Here is a 21,729-nt window from a genome sequence, read left to right on the forward strand (position 1 = left end):
TTATGAAAAAGATCTCGCGTCGCGCATTTCTGTCCGTTATGGCTGCTGCAGGTGCAGCTGCAGCCCTGACCGCTTGCGGTGGCAGCTCTGGTTCTTCCACTGCTGCTTCCGGCAGTGCAAGTGTTGGCGGTTCTCAGCCCGGTGGTCACAAGCTGACTGCCTACGCATGGGATAAGAATTTCAATATCCCTGCTCTGAACGCTGCTGCCGCAGACTACAAGGAAAATGTTGACCCGGAGTTTGAACTGGAAGTGATCGAGCAGTCCGGTGCAGGTGATGTCGAAAATGCCATCACGCTGGCAGGTTCTGCACACGATTATTCCAATCTGCCCGACATCGTGCAGTTCCAGGATCACTACATTCAGCGTTATGTTTCCGATTATCCGGACGCCTTCGTTCCTATGGAAGGTGCCGATGTTGACTGGGATGGTTTCGGAAAGGAAAAGCTGTCCTACTCCATCGTGGACGGTGTTCACTACGGTGTGCCTGTGGATAACAGCACCGTTATCTTTGCATATCGCACCGATCTGCTGGAGCAGGTCGGCAAGACTATCGATGACATGACCGGTGCAACTTGGGCCGATGTAACCAAAGTCGGTGAAGATGTTTATGCCAAAACTGGCAAGTATCTGTTCTCCTGCAGCGGCGATAACGGCGACCTGATCTACATTATGATGCAGTCTGAGGGCGTTGCCGAGTTCAAGGATGGTGAGCCTTACATCACTGAAAATGAAACGATGCACCGTGTCTGCGAAACAATCGTTGACATGGCAAAGAAAAACGTCTGCTATCTGGCGAACAGCTGGAGCGACTACATCGACCAGAGCATTCAGGGTGACATGGTTGCCGGTGTTGTGCAGGGCAACTGGATCATCCCCACCATGGAGGCTGTCACCGGGAACTCCGGCAAGTGGGAGATCACCACCATTCCTAAGCTGGACGGCGGCGAGGGCTATGCTTCCAACGGCGGTAGCAGTTTGTATATCACTGCCAACTGCGGCAATGTCGATCTGGCAAAGTCCTTCCTCGCTTACACCTTTGGCGGCAGCACCCAGACCTATGATAACGCCCTGCGTGACGGCGGCGTTGTCACCACGGTTCTGAAGTGTGCAGACTCCGATGTTTACAACGAGGGCATTGAGTTCTTCAACAATGAGCCGATTTATAAGCAGATCGTTGAGATGAGTGAGAATGTTCCCATCATCGAGCAGAGCGATTATCACGTCCGTGCTGGTGTGTATCTGACCACTGCTGTGATCAACACCATCAACGGCTCCAATCTGGACGATGAACTGGCAAATGCTGAACAGCAGCTCCGCTTCGAGATGGGTCTTTAAGACCTTCTGATTCATCCGAAGGAGGGTTTGACATTGAAGAACGAAAAAAGCGGTTCTCTGATGGCAAAACAGCGTCGTGCGGGCTGGTATTACCTGATGCCCGGCACGGTCCTTATTACCATCATGAGTTTTATCCCCATCATCAACGGCTTTCTGACCTCTCTGAAAACGGGTTCCAGTGCAAGCATGAAGTGGGCCAGCCCGCTGACCTACAACTATACCCGAATGTTCAAGGATGCACTGTTCCTGCGCTCGATGGGAAACACCTTCCTGTATCTGGTCGTGGAAGTTCCGATCATGCTGATTCTGGCAATCCTGCTGGCACAGCTGCTGAACAATCACGATTTGAAGTTCAAGGGATTCTTCCGCACCTGCGTATTTCTGCCTTGTGCAACTTCTCTTGTTTCGTACTCCCTGATCTTCAAGTCCCTGTTTGCAACGGATGGTCTGGTAAACACGGTTTTGTGCAAGCTGGGCATCCTGCAAACGCACTACAACTTCCTCGGCAATCCCACCAGCGCAAAGATCATCATTATTCTGGCTCTGATCTGGCGTTGGACGGGTTACAATATGGTGTTCTTCTTGGCCGGTTTGCAGAACATCGACTATTCGGTGTACGAAGCAGCCAAAATTGACGGTGCCAACGGCTGGCAGACGTTCTGGAAGATCACTGTTCCGCTGCTGATGCCCACCATCGTGATGACCGCCATCATGTCCATCAACGGTACCTTGCAGCTGTTCGATGAGTCGGTCAACCTGACCAACGGCGGTCCGGCGAATGCAACGATCACCATGTCGCACTACATCTACAACAACTCCATGGGTCAGGGCGTTGCAAACTTCGGCTATGCTTCGGCATTGTCCTTCGTCATCTTCGTGATGGTTGCCATCCTGTCCTTTATCAGCATGAAAGCAGGTGACAAGCGTGACTAATACAGCAGAAACCCACGCACTTGTGCAGCGTGAAAAAGGCAAGAAGCACATGATCCAGCGCAGACTGATTCCTGCTTACATCTTCCTGATCATCATCTCGTTCATTTCGGTTTTCCCGCTGTCGTGGATGATCTCTGCGGCGACCAATACCTCACTGGATGTTGCCCGCGGCAAGATCATGTTCGGCACCTATGCGATGCAGAACTTCAAAAATCTGATCGCATCGCAGAATCTGGCAGGTGCCATGGGCAACTCCTTCCTGTATGCGATCGTGCAGACTGTGATCTCCATGTTCGTCTGCTCTCTTGCAGGATTTGGTTTTGAGTTGTATCATGATAAGAACAAGGACCGCTTGTTCAGCATCCTGCTGCTCGCCATGATGGTGCCGCAGGTTGCCACAATGGTTCCTTTGTTCAAGATGATGTCCAGAGCCGGTTTGCTGAATAGTGTCTGGGCGTTCATCCTGCCCAGCATTTCCACTCCGTTCCTGATCATGATGTTCCGACAGAACTCCCGCAACTTCCCCAACGACCTGATGCAGGCAGCGCGCATTGATGGCCTGAGTGAAACGGGCATCTTCTTCCGGATGTATGTTCCCATCATGAAATCCACCTATGCGGCGGCTGCGGTCATCACGTTCATGAACGCATGGAACGCTTACATGTGGCCGAAGGTCGTTATGACCGATAACCGTGCACAGACCATGCCGATGTTGATCGCCAATATTGCGTCCGGCTACTCCATCGACTACGGTATGTTGATGATGGGCGTTCTGTTCTGCTCCATCCCCACCATGATCGTGTTCTTCGTTCTGCAGAAGCAGTTCGCAGAGGGCATTACCGGTGCGGTGAAGTAATTCTCTATCTTTTCGCTACCCACTTTTTCTCCTTCATCTGCTGTTCCCCCAGAGGAATCCCCATCTCCTCTGGGGGACGATGAAGGAATTTTTTTCAATCACATAATAAGGTAAATGAGGAACAATATGGCTGCATTTGATTTTGCAAAAGTAAAAGACCCCACCTTTTTCAAGGAAAACGTGCTGAATGCTCATGCAAGTTTCCGTACTTACGCTTCCCGTGAAGAATATCGGACAGGCTCCTCTTCTTTGGCGCTGAAGCTGGACGGTATCTGGAAATTCGCCTACGCAAAGAACTACACCAGTGCCATCCCCGGCTTTGAAAAGACGGATTACGATTGCAGCGGCTGGGATGACATTCATGTTCCGGCACACATCCAGATGGAGGGCTACGACATTCCCCAGTACGCGAATGTTCAGTATCCGTGGGATGGCCGTGAAGAAGTACAGCCGGGCGAGATCCCGCAGCGGTTCAATCCGGTGGCAAGCTATGTAAAATACTTCGAGCTGCCGGAATCCATGCAGGGCAAGCCCGTCCACATCGAGTTCGAGGGTGTGGAAAGCGGCATGGCTCTTTGGCTGAACGGGTCTTATGTGGGCTATACCGAGGACAGCTTCTCCGCACACGCATTCGATCTGACTCCCTATCTCCAGCCGGGCGTGAACAAACTTGCCGTGCAGGTGTTCAAGTGGACTTCCTCCAGCTGGTGCGAAGATCAGGACTTCTTCCGCTTCTCCGGCATCTTCCGCAGCGTGTGGCTGTACGCCATCCCCACTGTGCATCTGGAAGATATATCCGTCAAAACGCTGTTTGCCGGGGATGATTTTACTCATTCCACGCTGGAAGTTGCACTGCAGGTGGAGGGTAAGGGCGCAGCCCGTCTGACCCTGCGCCGCAGTGAACTGGAAGTGTTCTCCGAAAAAATCGCACTGAACGGCGGCTCTGCTCTGTTCAGCCATGCGGTGGAGAACCCCCACCTGTGGAGTGCAGAGGACCCGGCTCTGTATGAACTGAAAATCGAGCTACTGGACGATGTAGGCCATCTGGTAGAGGTGACTGGGCAGAAAGTCGGTTTCCGCAAGTTCGCGTTGAAGAACAATCGGATGCTGCTCAACGGCAAGCGCATCGTGTTCAAGGGTGCCAATCGTCATGAGTTCAGCTCCATTACGGGTCGTGCTGTGGGCGTACACACCCATGAGGAACTGCTTCGGGATATCATCACCATGAAGCAGAACAACATCAATGCCATCCGTACCAGCCATTACCAGAATCAGGATGCGCTGTACGACCTGTGCGACGAGTATGGTCTGTATATGATCGCAGAGAACAATCTGGAATCCCATGGCACATGGGACATCCATGAGGCTGGCATTCGCGGCATCGAGGGCGTTTTGCCCAATGATAAGCCGGAGTGGAAAGCTGTCTTGTTTGACCGCATGAATTCCACTTACCAGCGTGACAAAAACCATCCTGCTGTTCTGATCTGGTCTCTGGGCAACGAATCGTTTGGCGGTGAGACCCTGCTCCAGATGGCAGAGATGGTCCGCCGCTTTGATGACACCCGTCTGGTGCATTACGAAGGTGTGGTCAATGATCCCCGCTTCCTCGAAACCACCGATATCGAGAGCCATATGTACAGCACGGTCAAGGACATTAAAGAGTATCTGGCACAGGGCGATAAGCGGCCTTATATCGAGTGCGAATATTCTCATGCTATGGGCAACTCCAACGGTGCTTTATACAAGTACACGGAACTTGCCGACCAGAAGGACTGCGGCTATCAGGGCGGCTTCATCTGGGATTACATCGACCAGTCCATCTGGAAAAAAGACCGCTACGGCAAGTGGTTCCAAGCCTACGGCGGCGACTTCGGTGAGCGTCCTACCGACTATAATTTCAGCGGAAACGGCATTGCCTACGGTGGTGACCGTGCTCCTTCTCCCAAGATGCAGGAGGTCAAGTTCTGCTATCAGAATATCGCAGTTTCCATCGACAACTCTGGCTTTGAAGTCTGGAATAAGAACCTGTTCACCTCTACGGGTGCTTTCGACTGCGTTGCTCTGCTGCATCGCGATGGAAAGCTGTATCAGCAGCAGGAACTGACCAATATTGATGTTGCTCCCGAAGAGCGTTCCAGCTTCCCGCTGCCGTTTATGGTTCCTGCGCTCCCCGGTGAATATGCAGTGACCATCAGCTTCCGTTTGAAGGAGGACACCAGCTGGGCAAAGAAAGGTCATGAAGTCGCCTTTGGACAGGGTGTGATCGCTGTGGTTCATTCCATTCCCAGCAAGAAGGTCACGCCGTTTACCGTTATGCACGGTACACACAACATCGGCGTCCGGGGTGAGAATTTCGATGTTTTGTTCTCCGATCTGAACGGCGGTCTGACTTCCTACCGCTATGCCGGCAAGGAGATGATTCAGGAGATTCCCCGTCCCAACTTCTGGCGCGCTCCCACCGACAACGACTGCGGCAACAACATGGGCGGCGTTCGCGGTCAGTGGAAGCTGGCAAGCCTGTACGCTACCGCCAAGGGCATCGGCAAGGAGATTCCGTCTGTTCACGGCGGCACCATCCTCCAGAACCCCACCTGCGAGGTGGAAGCCGACAGCGTTGTCGTGACCTATCTCTATAACCTCCAGACCAGCCCCGCAGCAGAGTGCAGCCTGCAGTACCGTGTGTTCGGTGATGGCCGCATCCAGACCACCCTGCACTATGACCCGGTGGAAGGACTTGCAGCAATGCCGGAGTTCGGCGTACTGTTCAAGATCGACGCTGACTACGACACGGTGGAGTGGTACGGAAACGGCCCTGCGGAGACCTACTGGGATCGTCAGCATGGTGCAAAGCTGGGCATTTACCAGAACAAGGTCGCAGACAACATGGCACAGTACCTTGTGCCGCAGGAGTGCGGTGCAAAGACCGCTGTGCGCTGGGCAAAGGTAGTGGACCGCAAGGGTCGCGGGCTGCTGTTTACCGCAGATGCCGCAAAGCCCATGTTCTTCTCTGCGCTGCCCTACACTCCCCATGAAATGGAGAGTGCCAAGCATCCCTACGAGCTGCCCCCGGTCCATTACACGGTGATTCGTGCCATCGGCGAGCAGATGGGCGTTGGCGGTGATGACAGCTGGGGTGCCAATGTCCACCCGGAGTATATTCCTGATGTGACCAAACCTGTGGAGTTCACCTTTACGTTCCGTGGCATCTGACCCTCGTTATTAAGACACCTTCGCGTTGAGATATGGACATCCCTGCATGAGATTCCTATCAAAAGCGAGGGTGTCTTTTTTGGTATCAAAAAATCAACGGCTGCAGCGGCATGATTCATCTGAAATGCCACCGCTGCAATACGCTCCTCCGCATTGATTTATCATTCCGAAGAAAGAAGTGACCCCCTAAAACAATAAATCGGGTGCAAAGCACTCTGAATATGGACTGTTAGCACCGAGCAACGGGCCGTCACCTCCGGGTGATGTATGAAACGTAGCACCAAATAGCCGGGCAACAGCCTGATTGAGTGATTTTCGCTTGAGAATCTCTCAGTCGGCTGTTGTCCGGCTATTTTTTTATAGCTTCAGGAAGCCTGCTCCCGAAAAGGAGCAGGCTTTATGTTTGTCCGTTTTTCGTGGATGCCCCAAGCGGCGAAATATATGACAGCCAGCAGCTGACCGATTACCGCATCGGCTGCGTTGGTACGGCTTTCCGGCTCTACAAGCAGATGGGCGAACCGCTCTACTGTGAAACGATGCGGCTGATCGTGGCAGCATGGGAGGGCAAACCGGATTCGTTCCGGGCATCTGTTCTGAAAGGCATGATGCACTTTGTGGAGCTGTACCACGGCGAGTTCAGTGAAGAACGGCTGCTCCGTGCGCTGGGCAGCGTCCATCCTATGGAGATCTACCGTGTCGGCAGGGATAATCCCGCCAAGCTGCCCGGATGGAAGAAATACGTTTTCCCCATCTACATGGCCTACAACGGCAAAGGTCGCAAGGACGCTCTGCCGATGAAGTTCTAAAACATATTCTCTCTGCCAAGGGGCATCTGCAAGCTGCGGATGTCCCTTGTTACATATTGAAAATTACAATATATAGGAGTGATAATACAATGGTCGATAAGTTTTCGCAGGTCGCTGGCAACGTTCCGGTGACCAATAACGACCCAAATCGCCGATATACCGTTATTAACGGCTATCCTGTCGTCCTCAATTTTGCAAAAGAACCCAATCCGGGTGTCTTTGAGCGTGTCCGTGACATTCTGCTCGCCACCAGCTATACCAAAAAGACCAGCTGACATCGTGGACGAGGACAAAAGAACGCGCTATACTGAGGATGGCAGTGGTATTCGGAGCAATCCATGAACCACTACCAACTGTTCTTTGATAACCGAATATCGTTCATCCTCGCTTTTATAGCGAAAGTGAGGAACCCCCTATGACTGAAAATAAAAACCGTGTCTGCTGCCTGTACCGTGTTTCCACCGACAAACAGGTGGATTTCAACTCGAATCATGAAGCAGACCTTCCTATGCAGCGCAAGGCGTGTCACAAATTTGCCGAAGCGAAGGGCTGGGTCATCGTCCATGAGGAACAGGAAGAGGGCGTGTCTGGCCACAAAGTCCGTGCAGAAGCCCGTGACAAGCTGCAAATCATCCAAGGATTATGCCCGAAAAGGCAAGTTTGACATTCTGCTGGTGTTCATGTTCGATCGAATCGGACGCATCGCAGATGAAACGCCATTTGTCGTAGAATGGTTTGTACGAAACGGCATCCGGGTATGGAGTACCCAAGAGGGTGAGCAGCGATTCGACAACCACACTGACAAATTGCTGAACTACATCCGCTTCTGGCAGGCGGACGGCGAAAGCGAAAAAACTTCTGTCCGTACCCGTACCAGCCTGCGGCAGCTTGTGGAAGAAGGGCACTTCAAGGGTGGCAGTGCGCCGTATGGTTATGACCTTGTGAAAAGTGGCCGCATCAACAAGCGCAAGCACGAACTGTATGAACTGCACATCAACGAGCGTGAAGCTGCCGTAGTTCGGATTATTTTCGACAAGTATGTGCATGAAGGCTATGGACCGCAGCATATCGCAACTTATCTGAATGGTAACGGCTACCGTGCAAGGTCTGGGAAATGCTGGCATCCGGCAAGTATCCGTGGAATGGTTCGGAACCTGACCTATACAGGCGTTCTCCGCTGTGGGGATGCCCATTCGGAACTGCTGCAAGAGTTGCAGATCATCCCAGCGCAGCAGTTTGAAGCCGCCCAGCGTATCCGTGAAAATCGTTCTAACCGTGCAGCACAAGAATCCGAATATCGCGTTCCGCTGAACATTCACGGACAATCTCTGCTTTCGGGCAATGCTTATTGTGGACATTGCGGTGCAAAGCTGACCTTGACTTCCAGCCGGAAGTGGCGCAAGCTCTCCGATGGAACACTGGACGATACGCTCCGTGTCCGTTATACCTGTTACGGAAAGCTCCGTAAGCAGACCGGCTGCACCGGGCAGACGGGTTATACGGTACATATTTTGGATGAGATCATTGATAAGTCAGTCCGTCAGATCTTTTCCAAAATGAGAGGCATCCCGAAAGAGCAGATCATTACAAGGCGTTACGAGCGGGAAGTTGTCGAACGCAAGAATCATCTGCAAACTATTCAGGTAGAGCGGGATAAAGCCCAAAAAGACTTGATTTCCCTGAAAGCCGAGATTCTTGCCTGTATCAAAGGTGAGAGCGTCTTTCCCAAAGAAACCCTTGCCGAGATGATTACAGCGCAGGAGGAAAAACTTCGGGAATTGGATGCTCTTTATGAATCTTCCTATGCAGAAACAGAAAAAACTGCCGAACTGATGGACAACGTATCAAAACTGTACGAAGAACTGATTTCTTTTTCTGATCTCTACGACAGTGCCAGTTTTGAAGCAAAGAAAATGATCGTCAATCAGCTTATCCGCAGGGTAGATGTTTATCGTGGGTATCAGCTCAACATTACCTTCAACTTCGACCTTACGCCGTACATTGAAGGGGATGATACAGCAGCCTGCTGAAAAAACGGGCGGAAAACATTCCTTTTTGAAAATGGTGTGAAGTCAAAAGTTGGGGGTTGTATAGGAACCGCCTGCAAAAGCCTGAAAACGGTGCAGGCGAAGCAATGCAACCCCCAAAAATCGGCTTCAGCAAAAAGAAAAGCACCATACTTCCTACGAAGTACAGTGCTTTTGGTGGAGAATACCGGGATCGAACCGGTGACCTCTTGCATGCCATGCAAGCGCTCTCCCAGCTGAGCTAATCCCCCAGATGTCTTGGCGTCGTGCCTGACGACAGGAGTAATTATACCAGCGGGATGGCGCTTTGTCAACCACTTTTTTCAAATTCTGCAAATAAAAATTCCCCCGCCGGGCAGCGCACGGCGAGGGAACTTTGCAGCCAAAACGTCAGGCTCTTGCCGTCTGGCGGTCAAAGAGCTGCGGAGCCACACGGCACAGCAGCACAGCAGCCACCATGGTGAGCAGGGTCTCGGGCAGCATATAACTGCCGTTGTAGGTCAGACTGTAAGTCCATGCGGCCAGACCATCGCTCAGGTTGCCCCAGACCAGAACGCCGGACAAAAAGCTGCACATAAAGCGCAGAAAGCCGGCGGCAAAGGTGCCCACGGCTACGCCCACAGTGCGGTTCTTGAAGGGGCGGGCGAACAGCTCGGCCAGACCCAGTGCCATAAAGGCCAGCACATAGTCCAGCAGCACCTCACCGAGGAAGTAGAGGAAGGTGGAGGCGGGAGGAGGGTAGAAGCCCATGATCATCTGCAGGCAGGAGTTCACGAAGCCGGTGAACAGGCCCCACTTGGTGCCATGGCGGAAGGACACCAGCACGAACGGCAGCATACTCAGCAGGGTGACGCTGCCGCCGTTGGGCAGGGTGAAGAACTTGATGCTGGAGAGCACGGTGCCCACCGCGATCATCAGCGCGCATTCCACCAGAATGCGGGTCTTGGAATAGGACTTGGACATGTAGAGATTCCTTCTCTCTTTCAATAGTACACAAAAACAAAATGCGCCCGCTTTTTTTCGAAAGCAGGCGCACGGGGTTTGTGAAAGAACGGACAGTTCTGCAAACTCCCACGCCGGCATTGTCCGGTCAGGTAAAAAGGGTACTCCGCAGATGCGGATCTCAGCCTTTCGGCACCCCTGTTTTTATGTCCAGCTATTAGTATAGCGCCGCCCGCCCAAAAGTCAAGGCAAACCGCAGAATATTTTGTCTGGCCGCCGCATAGGATGCAGCATAGCTTATGCGGGGGGAATTTGGCCATGAAAGGGGATCCTGAACAGCGGGCAGTCCAACTGGGCGAATACATCACGGCACACGGCGCAACGGTGCGGGCCGCAGCCGCAGCGTTCGGCTGCAGCAAATCCACCGTGCACAAGGATGTGTCCGCGCGCCTGCGCACGCTGCAGCCGGAGCTGTTCCGGCAGGTGCGCGCAGTTCTGGCACGCAACAAGGCGGAACGCCATCTGCGCGGCGGCGCTGCTACGCGGAAAAAGTATCGCCGGGGGTAAACGTTCGGCAGAAGCTGAAAAGAACTTTCATTATTTTCAAAAAAGTGGTTGACAAAGCGCCATCCCGCTGGTATAATTACTCCTGTCGTCAGGCACGACGCCAAGACATCTGGGGGATTAGCTCAGCTGGGAGAGCGCTTGCATGGCATGCAAGAGGTCACCGGTTCGATCCCGGTATTCTCCACCAGACCTAAGACACTGCACAGAAATGTGCGGTGTCTTTTTTGTTTTGCGGCGTTGTGTTGGCCCGGTCCGGCAGATCATTTCCGGCGGTATTCCCGCGGGGTCATCTGGAAGTGCGCCTTGAAGGCGCGGTTGAAGTAGGAGAGGTTCTCGAAGCCGCAGCGCGAAGCGATGGAAAGCACCGTGTCGTCGGTGGTGTGGAGCGCCTCGGCTGCCATGTTCAGGCGGTAGTCGTTCAGGTAGGCGACGAAGCTCTGCCCGGTCATCTGCCGGAACCAGCGCATGAAGTGGCTGGAGCTGAACGAGCAGACCTGCGCGGCGTCGGCGATGTGAAGGTCTTCTGCAGAGTGGGCCGAGAGCCATTGCAGCAGGGCTTTCAGCCGCTGGGTGTCGGTGGTCTCGGCGGAAAGGTGCTGCCTGCCCTGCGCGATGAGCAGGGCGAGAAAATGCAGCAGCTCCCCCTTGACGATCAGCTCATAGCCGGGCAGCTTGGAGCGGTTGGCGTCTTCCACCTCCCGCAGGCAGGCGGCGGCTTTGGGGTAACACAGGTCGTTGGTGCTCAGCCGCCCGGTGAGGGTCAGGCGGCCGCTCTGGAGCGGGAGCAGATACTTTTCGGCGCAGAGGTCTTCCGCGCCGCCCAGAAGCTCCAGATCAAAGATGATGTTTTCATATTCCATGGAGCTGCCGGGCACCTGCCGCAGCGCGTGGAGCGTGCCGGGCGAAAAGACAAAGATGTCGCCGGTGCGGGTGGGGTAGGTGGCGGTGCCCATCTGGATGAGCCCTGCGCCCCGCTTGACGAAGACCAGCTCCATGCTGTCGTGCCAGTGGAGCGCCACCTGGGGGAAATCCCCGGGGATGGTGCAGGGGTAAATGTTGAAGGGAAACCGCACGGCACCATGCTGCTTGGTTTCCTGCAAAGAAGCCTGATTTTGCATCGCTGCTACCTCCTGATGATAGGATTGTACCATACCGTGCGCTTATTTGGCAAGATTTTGCCGCTTTTATGTGGTATATCTTGAAGTACAAAGCGTACAGACGTGAAACCTGTTTTCCGCATGATAAGGAGGATTCGTTTATGAACTTCACCGAAATGTTACAGAACCTCACTGGTAAACCGCTGGCAGACTGCACGGATCAGGAGCTGTATCTGGCTCTGCTGGAGATCGTCCGGCAGAAAAGCGCAGACCGCGTCCAGCCCGTCACCGGCCGCAAACTGTATTATATCAGCGCAGAGTTTCTCATCGGAAAGCTGCTGTCCAACAACCTGATCAACCTTGGTCTGTACGACGAAGCCCGCGAGGCCCTGGCCGCCGCAGGCAAGAACCTGTCCGACATTGAAGAAGTGGAGCCCGAACCGTCCCTGGGCAACGGCGGCCTGGGCCGTCTGGCTGCCTGCTTCCTGGATTCGCTGGCAACGCTGAACCTGCCCGGCGACGGCGTGGGCCTGCGCTATCACTTCGGCCTGTTCCACCAGTCCTTTGAGGACGGCATCCAGAACGAGAAGCCGGATCCGTGGCTCACCGCCCACAGCTGGGCCGAGAAGACCGACGTGACCTACCCGGTGGAGCTGGCAGGCAGGGAGTACACCGCCCGCCTGTACAAGCTGGCCGTCACCGGCTACGAGGGCCGCACCAACACCCTGAACCTGTTCGATCTGGACACCATTGATGAGAGCATCGTCCACGACGGCATTGCCTTCGACAAGACCGCCATCGACAAGAACCTGACCCTGTTCCTCTACCCGGATGACTCCGACGAGGCAGGCCGCCGCCTGCGCGTGTACCAGCAGTACCTGATGGTCTCTGCCGGTGCCCAGCTGATCCTGGCCGAGAGCGCTGCCCGCGGCTGCAACTACCACGACCTGGCCGATTACGCCGCCATCCAGATCAACGACACCCACCCCAGCATGGTCATCCCGGAGCTGATCCGTCTGCTGGGCGAGAAGGGCATTGCCTTTGAGGAAGCCGTGGAGATCGTCACCAAGACCTGCGCCTACACCAACCACACCATCCTGGCCGAAGCACTGGAAAAGTGGCCCCGCGCCTATCTGGATGCCGTTGTGCCCCAGCTGATGCCCATCATTGAGAAGCTGGACGAGCTGGCCCGCACCCGCACCAAGGACGAGAGCCTTGCCATCATCGACAAGGACGACCGGGTGCACATGGCCCACATGGACATCCACTTCACCCATTCCACCAACGGCGTGGCAGCCCTGCACACCGAGATCCTGAAGAACTCTGAGCTGCACGGCTTCTACGAGCTGTACCCCGAAAAGTTCAACAACAAGACCAACGGCATCACCTTCCGCCGCTGGCTGCTGGAGTGCGATCCGCGCCTGACTGCCGAGCTGGAGCAGCGCATCGGCTCCGGCTTCCGCAAGGACGCTTCCGAGCTGGAAAAGCTGCTGGCCTTTGCAGACGACGAGACCGTGCTGGGCGAGCTGACCGCCGTGAAGAAGGCCAACAAGGAAGCTCTGGCCGACTGGCTGCTGCGCACCCAGAACGTGAAGGTGAACACCGAGGCCGTCTTCGACATCCAGTCCAAGCGCCTGCACGAGTACAAGCGCCAGCAGCTGAACCTGCTGTACCTCATCCACAAGTATTACGAGATCAAGGCCGGTCATCTGCCCGCTGCCCCGCTGGTGAGCATCTTCGGCGCAAAGGCCGCACCTGCCTATATCATCGCAAAGGATATCATCCACGCCCTGCTGACCCTCTCGAAGGTCATTGCCGCCGACCCGGAGGTGTCCAAGTGGCTGCAGGTGGTGTTTGTGGAGAACTACAACGTCACCGCCGCCGAAAAGCTGATCCCCGCCTGCGATCTGTCTGAGCAGATCAGCCTGGCTTCCAAAGAGGCTTCCGGCACCGGCAACATGAAGTTCATGCTGAACGGCGCGCTGACCCTGGGCACCATGGACGGTGCCAACGTGGAGATCAGCCAGCAGGTGGGCGAGGAGAACATCTATATCTTCGGCCAGACCTCCGATCAGGTCATCCACCGCTACGACGCAGGCGATTACATCGCTGCGCAGTGGTATGAGGGCGATGCCAACATCCGCCGTGCCATCGACTTCCTGACCGGGGAGGAGATGCTGGCAGCAGGCCACGCCGAGAACCTGACCCGCCTGCACGACGAGCTGATCCACAAGGACTGGTTCCAGACCCTGCCGGACTTCAACGCCTATGTGGTGCGCAAGGATCAGGCCCTGAGCGACTACGCCTGCGACCCGATGGGCTGGCGCCGCAAGTGCCTGGTGAACATCGCCAAGGCCGGCATGTTCTCCTCTGACCGCACCATTGCCGAGTACGACCGCGACATCTGGCACCTGGGCAAGTGATGCGCTGTACGATGACCTATACCGACCTGATCTTTGACCTGTACGGCACGCTGGTGGACATCCACACGGAGGAAAGTGCGGAGGTCTGGGAAAAGACGGCCCTCTACTTTGGCTTTTACGGTGCCCGTTGCACGGGCGCAGAGCTGAAGCGGGCCTTTGAACGGGAAATGGCCGCCCGCCAGGCGAAGGCCGGGCAGAGCTACGAGTGCTTCCCGGATATCCCGTTCGAGCAGGTGATGGATGCGCTGTTCCGGAAAAAGGGCATCTGCACCGAGGGACTGGGGCAGAATGCGGCGCAGCTGTTCCGCATTGCGTCCATGGAACATCTGCGGCTCTACCCTCATGTTTTGGAAGCGCTGGCTGCGCTGCTGTGCAGGCTGTGACCCCATAAAACAACAAAACCCGACTGCTGGCAGAACGCCGACAGCCGGGTTTCTTTGATTTGAAGGGCCGCGTTTATTTATAAGAGGCCGAAGATCACGGCGCTGCAGGACGGAAGCGAAAATTCACCGGTGCAGACGGTGCTTTCGCCCTGCTACAGGGTGGAGGAAGTGCCGTCGCTCAGAAGCTTCCAGCGGCCTTCCGGCAGCGAAACGACACGGGTCTCGGCCAGGGGATTGTAAAATACGCACAGAGCCTTCCAGGCGGCGCGCTCCGGCCCGGCGGGCAGCACCCAGCCCACCAGCGGTGCTTCCACCGGGAGAAACCGGACGGCACGGGGGGTGTCGGGGTCCGGTGCGCACCAGCAGAAGCTTGTCCCACAGGGTGTAGTTGTCGTGGGCGGAAACATAGCTCACGATCTGGCCGGGTGCGTGTTCAGGCAAAGCATCGCTGCAGCACCACGCGGTGACCGCTGCCCGGATCTCCGGGAACATGTCCGGCCTGCCGTTCACATAGCCCGCTTCCCTGGCGTAGAAGCAGTGGCCCTTGATGGCGTCGCGGGTGTTATCGCAGAACACACCGATGCGGTCATCCAGCGGGCAAAGGCCTCGCTTTCATAGCGCTGCATCCATTCTACAGGGATCTTATGCTTCATCATTTCGTTCCTTTTTGGTGACGGGCTCTGCCCGGGGAATGCGTTTTTTGGCCTGCGGCCGCCGCGGGGCCTTGCCGCAGGAGGAGCGCACGATCAGCTCTGTGTGCAGCTGGATCAGGCTGATGGAAACATCGTGCAGCTGGCTGGACAGCGCAAAATAGGCGCTCTTGCCCAGCTCTGCACGGTTCTGGCGGATGGTGGTCAGGGGCGGCGGCGTGAACCGGCACAGCGGCAGGTCGTCGAAGCCCAGGATGCTCAGGTCTTCCGGCACGCGGATGCCCCGCTCCTGGCAGTCGATGAGGACGCTGTTGGCAAGGCGGTCATGGCTGCAGACGATGGCCGTGCAGCCCTGCTCCAGCAGTGCGGGCAGGTGCTCCGACAGGCAGACCGAGGTGAAGAAATCGCATTTGCCCAGGCTTTCGCTGCAGGGCAGGCCGTTTGCCTGCGCGGCCCGGAAAAACGCCTGGTAGCGCTGCTGGTAAACGTAGGACTCCAGCGCGTAGCTCAGGTAGCCGATCTTCTTGTGGCCCAGGCTTTTCAGGTAGCGGACGGCCTGATTCATGGCCTCGGCATTGTCCACGCTGATGCTGGTGACCCGGGGGTTCCCCGGCACACAGTTGTCGTAAAGCACGGCAGGGGTCTTGCAGGTCTTGAAGCCCTCCAGCCAGGGGTCGTTGAACGAAAGGCCCAGAAACAGGCCGCCGAGGTAGTTGTGCTGCATCATGTAGGCATCGTAGGGGACGCTGTTTTCCAATGCACAGCTCAGCGGCACGACCACCACCTGGTAGCCGTCCGGCTCGGCCAGCTTCCGGAACCCCGCCAGGATGTCGTAGCCGAAGTCCTCCGGCTTTGCGTAATCCATGTTGGTGATGAAAACTGCGATGCGGCGCGATGTGTCCTTCCGGCAGATGCGGGAATAGCCCAGCTCCACGGCGGTCTCGACCACCGATTGGCGCATGGCATCGCTGACGCCGCCTGCACCGCTCAGCGCCTTGGAAACAGTACCTTTTGAAACGCCCAGCGTGCGGGCGATATCTTCCAAAGTTGCCATCGGATCCCTTCCTTTGCGTTTGTTTCGCAAGTTTCGTGGAATATTTTACCACAGCAGCCGGGTCAAAACAACCCGAAAGGGCATGGTTTTACACGGGAAAAGTTTCGTAATGTTTCTGTTAAGATAATTGGAACATAGATCACAGGAAAAAGCAAGAGAAACCTTGCATAAAAATCTTCAAAATAATTTGGCGGATAGGGAGAACTTTAGTGAACCTTGCAAAAAAGAATTGACGGAACACCCAAACGGTACTATACTTTGCAGTGACGAAACTTTGCGAAACATTTGAAAACGGTCACCACACGAGGGAACGAGAATGCGGTTCGTTTACGGAAAACAGGAGCTGTGCACAAGGCAGCGTGCAGAAGACGTCAGTGTCCTGCTGACGAACGGTCTGGGCGGCTATCTGTCCACGACGGCAGCGTTCTCGGCACCGCGGTGCGATCAGGGACTTCTGGCGGCAGCCGTGCAGGCCCCCAACCGCCGCGTGATGCTGGTGCACCGGCTGAAAGAAGTGCTGCGCATCGGGCAGAAGGAGACCTTCCTCTCGACCCAGAGTTTTGCCGAAGAAGCGGCAGAGGACGGCTGGAAAAACCTCAGCAGCTTTACCTATCAATATACGCCCTGCTGGCGGTATCACGTCGGCGGCGTGATGGTGGAGCGGAAGCTCGCCCTGGGCTGGGAGGAAAACACCGCCGCCGCTCTCTACACCGTGGAGAACCGTTCGGGCCGGCCCTGTACACTCGAGATCGTACCGCAGCTGAAGTTCGCCCCCAAAGAGGACGCGCTGAAAAAGCCGGACAAGACCTTCCGCTTCGAAAACGGCAAGGTCACTTCCGGCGGCGAAACGATGCACGTCTTCACGGACGCCGCGCTGGCCGCGCGCCCGGTGCAGTGGGAAAAGCTGCACTACACGGCAGACGAAAAGGACGGCCGCCCTGCATTTGGCTATGCGGCATCCTGTTTTTCCATCACCCGCACCGTGGAGGCGGGCGAGACCGCTCAGTTCGAGGTGGTGTTCTTCACCGGCGAAACGGCGGCTTCGGGCACAGAGCTCCTGCGCCAGCAGGAAATGCGCCTGGCCGCGCTGGAGAAGAAGGCGGGCTTCGCAGACCCGGCCGCTTCGCAGCTGGCTGCGGCGGCCGATGCCTTTATCGCACGGCGGGCCTCCACCAACGGCAAGACCATTCTGGCGGGCTACCCGCTGTTCAGCGACTGGGGCCGCGACACGATGATCGCCTTGCCCGGCTGCTGCCTGGAGACCGGCCGCTATGAGGATGCAAAGAGCATCCTGCGCACCTTCCTGGCCTACGAGAAAGACGGCCTTGTGCCGAACCTTTTCCCGGAGGGCGCACAGAAGCCGATGTACAACACCGTGGACGCGGCACTCCTTCTCATGGAAGGAGTGTGGCTGTACATTCAGCGCAGCGGCGACCGCGCATTCCTGCACGAAGCCTACCCGGTGATGGAACGCATCATCGCGGCTTACCGGAAGGGGACCCACCACGGCATCCGGATGGATGCGGATGGGCTCATCACCGCCGGTGAGGGACTGGACCAGGTGACCTGGATGGATGTGTGTGTGAACGGCATCCTGCCGACGCCCCGCCACGGCAAACCGGTGGAGGTCAACGCTTACTGGTACAACGCCCTTGCGATCATGGCGGCGTTTGCCAAGCAGCTGGGAAAAGAAGCCGACTACGAGCAGCTGGCCGAAAAGGTGAAGCGCTCTTTCGCAGAAAAATTCTACATGCCGGAGAAGGGATACCTGAAGGACGTGCTCTCGGGCACGGACGCCGACGAGCAGATCCGCTGCAACCAGATCTGGGCGGTGTCGATGTCCTTCTCCGCGCTGTCTCCCGAACAGGAAAAGAACGTGGTGGAGACGGTCTACCGGCAGCTCTACACGCCCTGCGGGCTGCGGACGCTCTCGCCGGAAGACCCGCAGTACCACGGCAGCTACGGCGGCGAACAGCTTGCGCGGGACCTGGCGTATCACCAGGGAACGGTGTGGGTGTTCCCGCTGGGTGCCTATTATCGGGCTTATTTAAAGGTACACAACAACACCCCGGAAGCGGCTGCACAGGTCCGCCGGGAGCTGGACGCGGTGCTTCCCATGCTGCGGGAAGGCTGCATCGGCCAGCTGCCCGAGATCTACAGCGGCGACTTCCCGGCGGAAAGCAAAGGCTGCTTTGCGCAGGCATGGAGCGTCGGCGAGATGCTGCGGGTCTATGCGGCGCTGGAAAGGATCGAAGGTGCAGGAGGAAAACATGGAACGAGCGGTACTTGATAAGAGCCGCTGCGGCTGGTGGAAATCGGCCGTGTTCTATGAACTGTATCCCAAGAGCTTTCAGGATACGACCGGCAGCGGCACCGGCGATCTGCGGGGCATCCTCTCGCATCTGGATTACCTCGAAACGCTGGGTGTGGACGCCATCTGGCTGTGCCCCATCTGCGCATCGCCGCAGGTGGACAATGGCTACGATATCTCGGACTTCTGCGCCATCGAGCCGAGCTTCGGCACCATGGCGGACATGGACGAGCTCATTGCCGAGAGCAAAAAGCGGGGCATCGGCATCCTCATCGACCTGACCCTGAACCACTGTTCGGACCAGCACCGCTGGTTCCGGGCGGCAAAAAGCTCCCGCGACAACCCCTATCACGATTACTTCCTCTGGCGGGACGGCACGCCGGACTGCCCGCCCAGCGGGATGCGCAGCGTCTTCGGCGGTTCGGCATGGACCTATGTGCCGGAGATCGGCCAGTGGTACTTCCACCAGTTCGCGCCGGAACAGCCGGATATGAACTGGGAAAACCCGAAACTGCGGCAAGAACTTTACGATGTGATGAAGTTCTGGGTCAAGAAAGGCGTGGCAGGCTTCCGCCTGGACGTCATTGACCAGATCGCGAAAGAGCCGGACAAGGATATCACCATCAACGGCCCGCGGCTGCATGAATATCTGCGCGGCATTTCCGAGAACGTTCTCACCGACGAAGGTCTGGTGACGGTGGGCGAAGCGTGGGGTGCAGACACCGAACGCGCCAAGCGCTACAGCGCGCCGGACGGCAGCGAGCTGAGCATGGTGTTCCAGTTCGAGCACATCGGTCTCGACCAGGAGCCGGGCAAGGACAAGTGGGATATGATCCCGCTGGAGCTGCCCCGCCTGAAGGAATGCCTGCGCCGCTGGCAGCAGGAGCTGTACGGCTGCGGCTGGAACAGCCTGTTCTTCAACAACCACGATCTGCCCCGCATCGTTTCCCGCTGGGGCAACGACAAAGAGTACCGCGTGGAGTCGGCCAAAATGCTGGCCACCATGCTTTACGGCCTGCAGGGCACGCCCTACATCTACCAGGGCGAGGAGCTCGGCATGACGAACATCCGCCTGCCGCTGGAACAGTATCAGGATCTGGAGATCCACAACATGTACAAAGAGCGGACAGAGCGCGGCGACTCGCCCGAGAGCGTCATGCAGTCCATCTGGGCCCGCGGCCGCGACAACGCCCGCACCCCCATGCAGTGGACGGCAGGGGAGAACGCAGGTTTCACCACCGGCACGCCCTGGCTGCCCGTGAACGAGAACCACACCGTCATCAATGCCGCGGCTGCTCTGGCCGACCCGGATTCCATCTTCTACTATTACAAAAAGCTCATTGCCCTGCGCAAGGAGCTGCCGGTCTTCCGGGATGGGCGGTTCACGCTGCTGTGCCCCGAGGACGAGCAGCTGTTCGCCTACACCCGCGACACCGAAACGGAGCACCTGCTGGTGGTCTGCAACTTCTCCGGGCGCGAAGCTTCCTTCGACTTCCCGGCGGAATACCGCGGCGCGGAGTGCCTTGTCTCCAACTACAAAGAACCGTCTGTCCAGACCATTCGCCCCTATGAGGCATGGATGCTGATCAAAAAGGAGTGCATCATCCCCATTCAGGACTACCTGGGCCTGGGCAACGAGGCCCGCATGAACCAGCCGGGCACCGTGGGCTTCAACTGGCGCTGGCGCCTTGCGCCCGGTCAGGTGACCGACGCCCTTGCCGACGAGCTGATGGCGCTGACGAAGCACACCGGCCGCGTCAACTGGGATATCCTGAACGGATAAACTTTGTTTCGAACAGCAACCGCTGTATTGAATAACATTTATTTTATGGAGGAGAAAAATTATGAAAAAGATCTCGCGTCGTTCGTTCCTGGCCGTTTGCGGCACTCTGGCCGCAGCAACTGCTCTGACCGCCTGCGGCGGCAGCAGCTCCAGCACTGCTTCTTCTGCAGCAGCCGGCAGCTCCGAGGCTGCTTCCGTTGAGGTGCAGGACGTTGCCCTGAAGGTCTGGGGCCCCCAGGAAGATCAGGTGGATTCCAGCAGCTGGCTGCCCACCATGTGCGAGCAGTTCAACGATGCACACCCCGAGTGGAACATCACCTTCACCTATGAGGTCTGCCCCGAGGGCGACGCAAGCAAGAACGTCACCCAGGACGTCTCCACAGCTGCCGACGTCTACATGTTCGCAAACGACCAGCTGGGCACCCTGGTGCAGGCAAACGCCATTGCACAGCTGGGCGGCAGCTACCTGGATGAGGTCCTGAACGACAACCCCGATACCATGATCGAGTCTGTCACCAGCACCGACGGCGGCGTGTACGGCGTGCCTTTCACCGGCAACACCTGGTTCATGTACTATGACACCTCCGTCTTCAGCGAGGACGACGTGAAGTCTCTGGACACCATGCTGGAGAAGGGCAAGGTCGCATTCCCCCTGACCGACTCCTGGTACATCGCAGCTTTCTACTACGCAAACGGCTGCACCATCTTCGGTGAGAGCGGCATGGATGCCGACGCCGGCTTCGACTTCGGCGGCGACAAGGCCGTTGCAGTTACCAAGTATCTGGTGAACCTGTACAACAACGCAAACTTCTCTGTGGACGCCGACGGTTCCGGCCTGTCCGGCCTGCGAGAGGGCACCGTCAACGCCATCTTCTCCGGCACCTGGAATGCCGAGGCTGTCAAGGAAGCTCTGGGCGACAACTTCGGTGCGACCCAGCTGCCCACCATCACCATCGACGGCGAAGCAAAGCAGATGCGTTCCTTCGCAGGCTCCAAGGCCATCGGTGTCAACCCCAACTGCCAGAACATGCAGGCTGCTGTTGCTCTGGCCGTCTACCTGGGTTCTGCTGAGGCTCAGAAGGCTCACTATGAGATGCGCGGCATCGTGCCCACCTCCAACGCTCTGAGCAACGACGCAACCGTTTCTGCCGATATCGTTGCAATGGCACAGGCCAACACCATCGCCAACACCTCCGTGCTGCAGGCTACTCTGCCGGAGATGGGCAGCTACTGGACTCCTTCCGAGAACATGGGCAAGGCCATCGTCAGCGGCGAGGTCACTCTGGACAACGCAGCTGAGAAGACCGAGGCTTACAACAATGCTCTGAACAACGCCAGCATGTAACCCAT

The 21,729-nt window shown here is 56.8% G+C and carries 17 protein-coding genes, 2 tRNA genes and 1 pseudogene; 15 read left to right on the forward strand and 5 right to left on the reverse strand.

Annotated elements, in window-relative coordinates:
- Positions 1-2 precede the first annotated feature (2 nt).
- The 8 genes and pseudogenes from CGS49_RS10685 (at position 3) to CGS49_RS14490 (ending at position 9,172) form a co-directional block, all read left to right on the forward strand.
- Positions 3-1,337 (forward strand): ABC transporter substrate-binding protein, encoded by a 1,335-nt coding sequence (locus CGS49_RS10685; RefSeq protein WP_097801796.1) that lies wholly within the window; start codon positions 3-5, stop codon positions 1,335-1,337.
- Positions 1,338-1,370: 33 nt separating this feature from the next.
- Positions 1,371-2,270: a carbohydrate ABC transporter permease gene (locus CGS49_RS10690; RefSeq protein WP_097801797.1), complete on the forward strand. Its 900-nt coding sequence runs from the start codon at positions 1,371-1,373 to the stop codon at positions 2,268-2,270.
- Positions 2,263-3,126, forward strand: a complete 864-nt coding sequence (locus CGS49_RS10695) for a carbohydrate ABC transporter permease (RefSeq protein ID WP_343215871.1) — start codon at positions 2,263-2,265, stop codon at positions 3,124-3,126. The genes CGS49_RS10690 and CGS49_RS10695 overlap by 8 nt, the downstream gene beginning before the upstream one ends.
- A gap of 126 nt (positions 3,127-3,252) precedes the next feature.
- Complete coding sequence (gene lacZ, locus CGS49_RS10700; RefSeq protein ID WP_097801798.1) at positions 3,253-6,336, forward strand: beta-galactosidase, LacZ type; 3,084 nt, start codon at positions 3,253-3,255, stop codon at positions 6,334-6,336.
- 440 nt (positions 6,337-6,776) lie between these two features.
- Positions 6,777-7,142, forward strand: a pseudogene (locus CGS49_RS10705) (DUF6551 family protein); the annotation flags it as partial.
- Between the two features lie 89 nt (positions 7,143-7,231).
- Positions 7,232-7,417, forward strand: a complete 186-nt coding sequence (locus CGS49_RS10710; protein ID WP_055190497.1) for a hypothetical protein — start codon at positions 7,232-7,234, stop codon at positions 7,415-7,417.
- 140 nt (positions 7,418-7,557) lie between these two features.
- Positions 7,558-7,806 carry a recombinase family protein gene (locus CGS49_RS14565; RefSeq protein ID WP_275542722.1) on the forward strand — a complete coding sequence of 83 codons (249 nt, stop codon included), beginning with the start codon at positions 7,558-7,560 and terminating at the stop codon, positions 7,804-7,806.
- Between the two features lie 16 nt (positions 7,807-7,822).
- Positions 7,823-9,172 carry a recombinase family protein gene (locus CGS49_RS14490; protein WP_275542723.1) on the forward strand — a complete coding sequence of 450 codons (1,350 nt, stop codon included), beginning with the start codon at positions 7,823-7,825 and terminating at the stop codon, positions 9,170-9,172.
- Positions 9,173-9,344: 172 nt separating this feature from the next.
- Here the strand turns inward: CGS49_RS14490 and CGS49_RS10720 are convergent.
- Positions 9,345-9,420: transfer RNA gene (locus tag CGS49_RS10720), tRNA-Ala, on the reverse strand.
- A 139-nt stretch (positions 9,421-9,559) separates the two neighbouring features.
- Positions 9,560-10,132, reverse strand: coding sequence for an energy-coupled thiamine transporter ThiT (gene thiT, locus CGS49_RS10725; protein WP_097801799.1), 573 nt, complete (start codon positions 10,130-10,132; stop codon positions 9,560-9,562).
- A 297-nt stretch (positions 10,133-10,429) separates the two neighbouring features.
- On the opposite strand from thiT, the gene CGS49_RS10730 reads away from it, so the two are divergent.
- Both CGS49_RS10730 and CGS49_RS10735 read left to right on the forward strand, forming a co-directional pair.
- Positions 10,430-10,678, forward strand: a complete 249-nt coding sequence (locus CGS49_RS10730) for a sporulation transcriptional regulator SpoIIID (protein WP_097801800.1) — start codon at positions 10,430-10,432, stop codon at positions 10,676-10,678.
- A gap of 111 nt (positions 10,679-10,789) precedes the next feature.
- A tRNA-Ala gene (locus CGS49_RS10735) sits at positions 10,790-10,865 on the forward strand.
- Positions 10,866-10,938: 73 nt separating this feature from the next.
- On the opposite strand, the gene CGS49_RS10740 is transcribed toward CGS49_RS10735, so the two are convergent.
- Positions 10,939-11,796, reverse strand: a complete 858-nt coding sequence (locus CGS49_RS10740) for an AraC family transcriptional regulator (RefSeq protein ID WP_097801801.1) — start codon at positions 11,794-11,796, stop codon at positions 10,939-10,941.
- A 140-nt stretch (positions 11,797-11,936) separates the two neighbouring features.
- Between CGS49_RS10740 and glgP the strand changes: the two genes are divergently transcribed.
- On the forward strand, positions 11,937-14,198 hold the full coding sequence (gene glgP, locus CGS49_RS10745) for a glycogen/starch/alpha-glucan family phosphorylase (protein ID WP_097801802.1): 2,262 nt from the start codon (positions 11,937-11,939) through the stop codon (positions 14,196-14,198).
- An 11-nt stretch (positions 14,199-14,209) separates the two neighbouring features.
- Entirely contained in the window at positions 14,210-14,581 is a 372-nt protein-coding gene (locus CGS49_RS10750) for an HAD family hydrolase (protein WP_097801803.1), read from the forward strand.
- A gap of 152 nt (positions 14,582-14,733) precedes the next feature.
- Here CGS49_RS10750 and CGS49_RS14045 read toward each other — a convergent pair whose 3' ends face one another.
- Positions 14,734-14,988: a hypothetical protein gene (locus tag CGS49_RS14045; RefSeq protein WP_143405856.1), complete on the reverse strand. Its 255-nt coding sequence runs from the start codon at positions 14,986-14,988 to the stop codon at positions 14,734-14,736.
- 235 nt (positions 14,989-15,223) lie between these two features.
- On the reverse strand, positions 15,224-16,285 hold the full coding sequence (locus CGS49_RS10755) for a LacI family DNA-binding transcriptional regulator (RefSeq protein ID WP_097801804.1): 1,062 nt from the start codon (positions 16,283-16,285) through the stop codon (positions 15,224-15,226).
- Positions 16,286-16,601: 316 nt separating this feature from the next.
- Here CGS49_RS10755 and CGS49_RS10760 point away from each other — a divergent pair, with 316 nt between their 5' ends.
- The 3 genes from CGS49_RS10760 to CGS49_RS10770 all read left to right on the forward strand — a co-directional run bounded on the left by CGS49_RS10760 (position 16,602) and on the right by CGS49_RS10770 (position 21,724).
- Positions 16,602-18,575, forward strand: a complete 1,974-nt coding sequence (locus tag CGS49_RS10760) for an amylo-alpha-1,6-glucosidase (RefSeq protein WP_097801805.1) — start codon at positions 16,602-16,604, stop codon at positions 18,573-18,575.
- A complete protein-coding gene (locus CGS49_RS10765) occupies positions 18,556-20,379 on the forward strand; it encodes a glycoside hydrolase family 13 protein (protein ID WP_097801806.1) in 1,824 nt (607 codons plus the stop codon). Before CGS49_RS10760 ends, CGS49_RS10765 begins: the two co-directional genes overlap by 20 nt.
- A 61-nt stretch (positions 20,380-20,440) precedes the next feature.
- Positions 20,441-21,724 carry an extracellular solute-binding protein gene (locus CGS49_RS10770; protein WP_097801807.1) on the forward strand — a complete coding sequence of 428 codons (1,284 nt, stop codon included), beginning with the start codon at positions 20,441-20,443 and terminating at the stop codon, positions 21,722-21,724.
- The last annotated feature ends 5 nt before the right edge of the window (positions 21,725-21,729 follow it).

The organism is Faecalibacterium langellae (assembly GCF_002549775.1).
Classification (GTDB): domain Bacteria; phylum Bacillota; class Clostridia; order Oscillospirales; family Ruminococcaceae; genus Faecalibacterium; species Faecalibacterium langellae.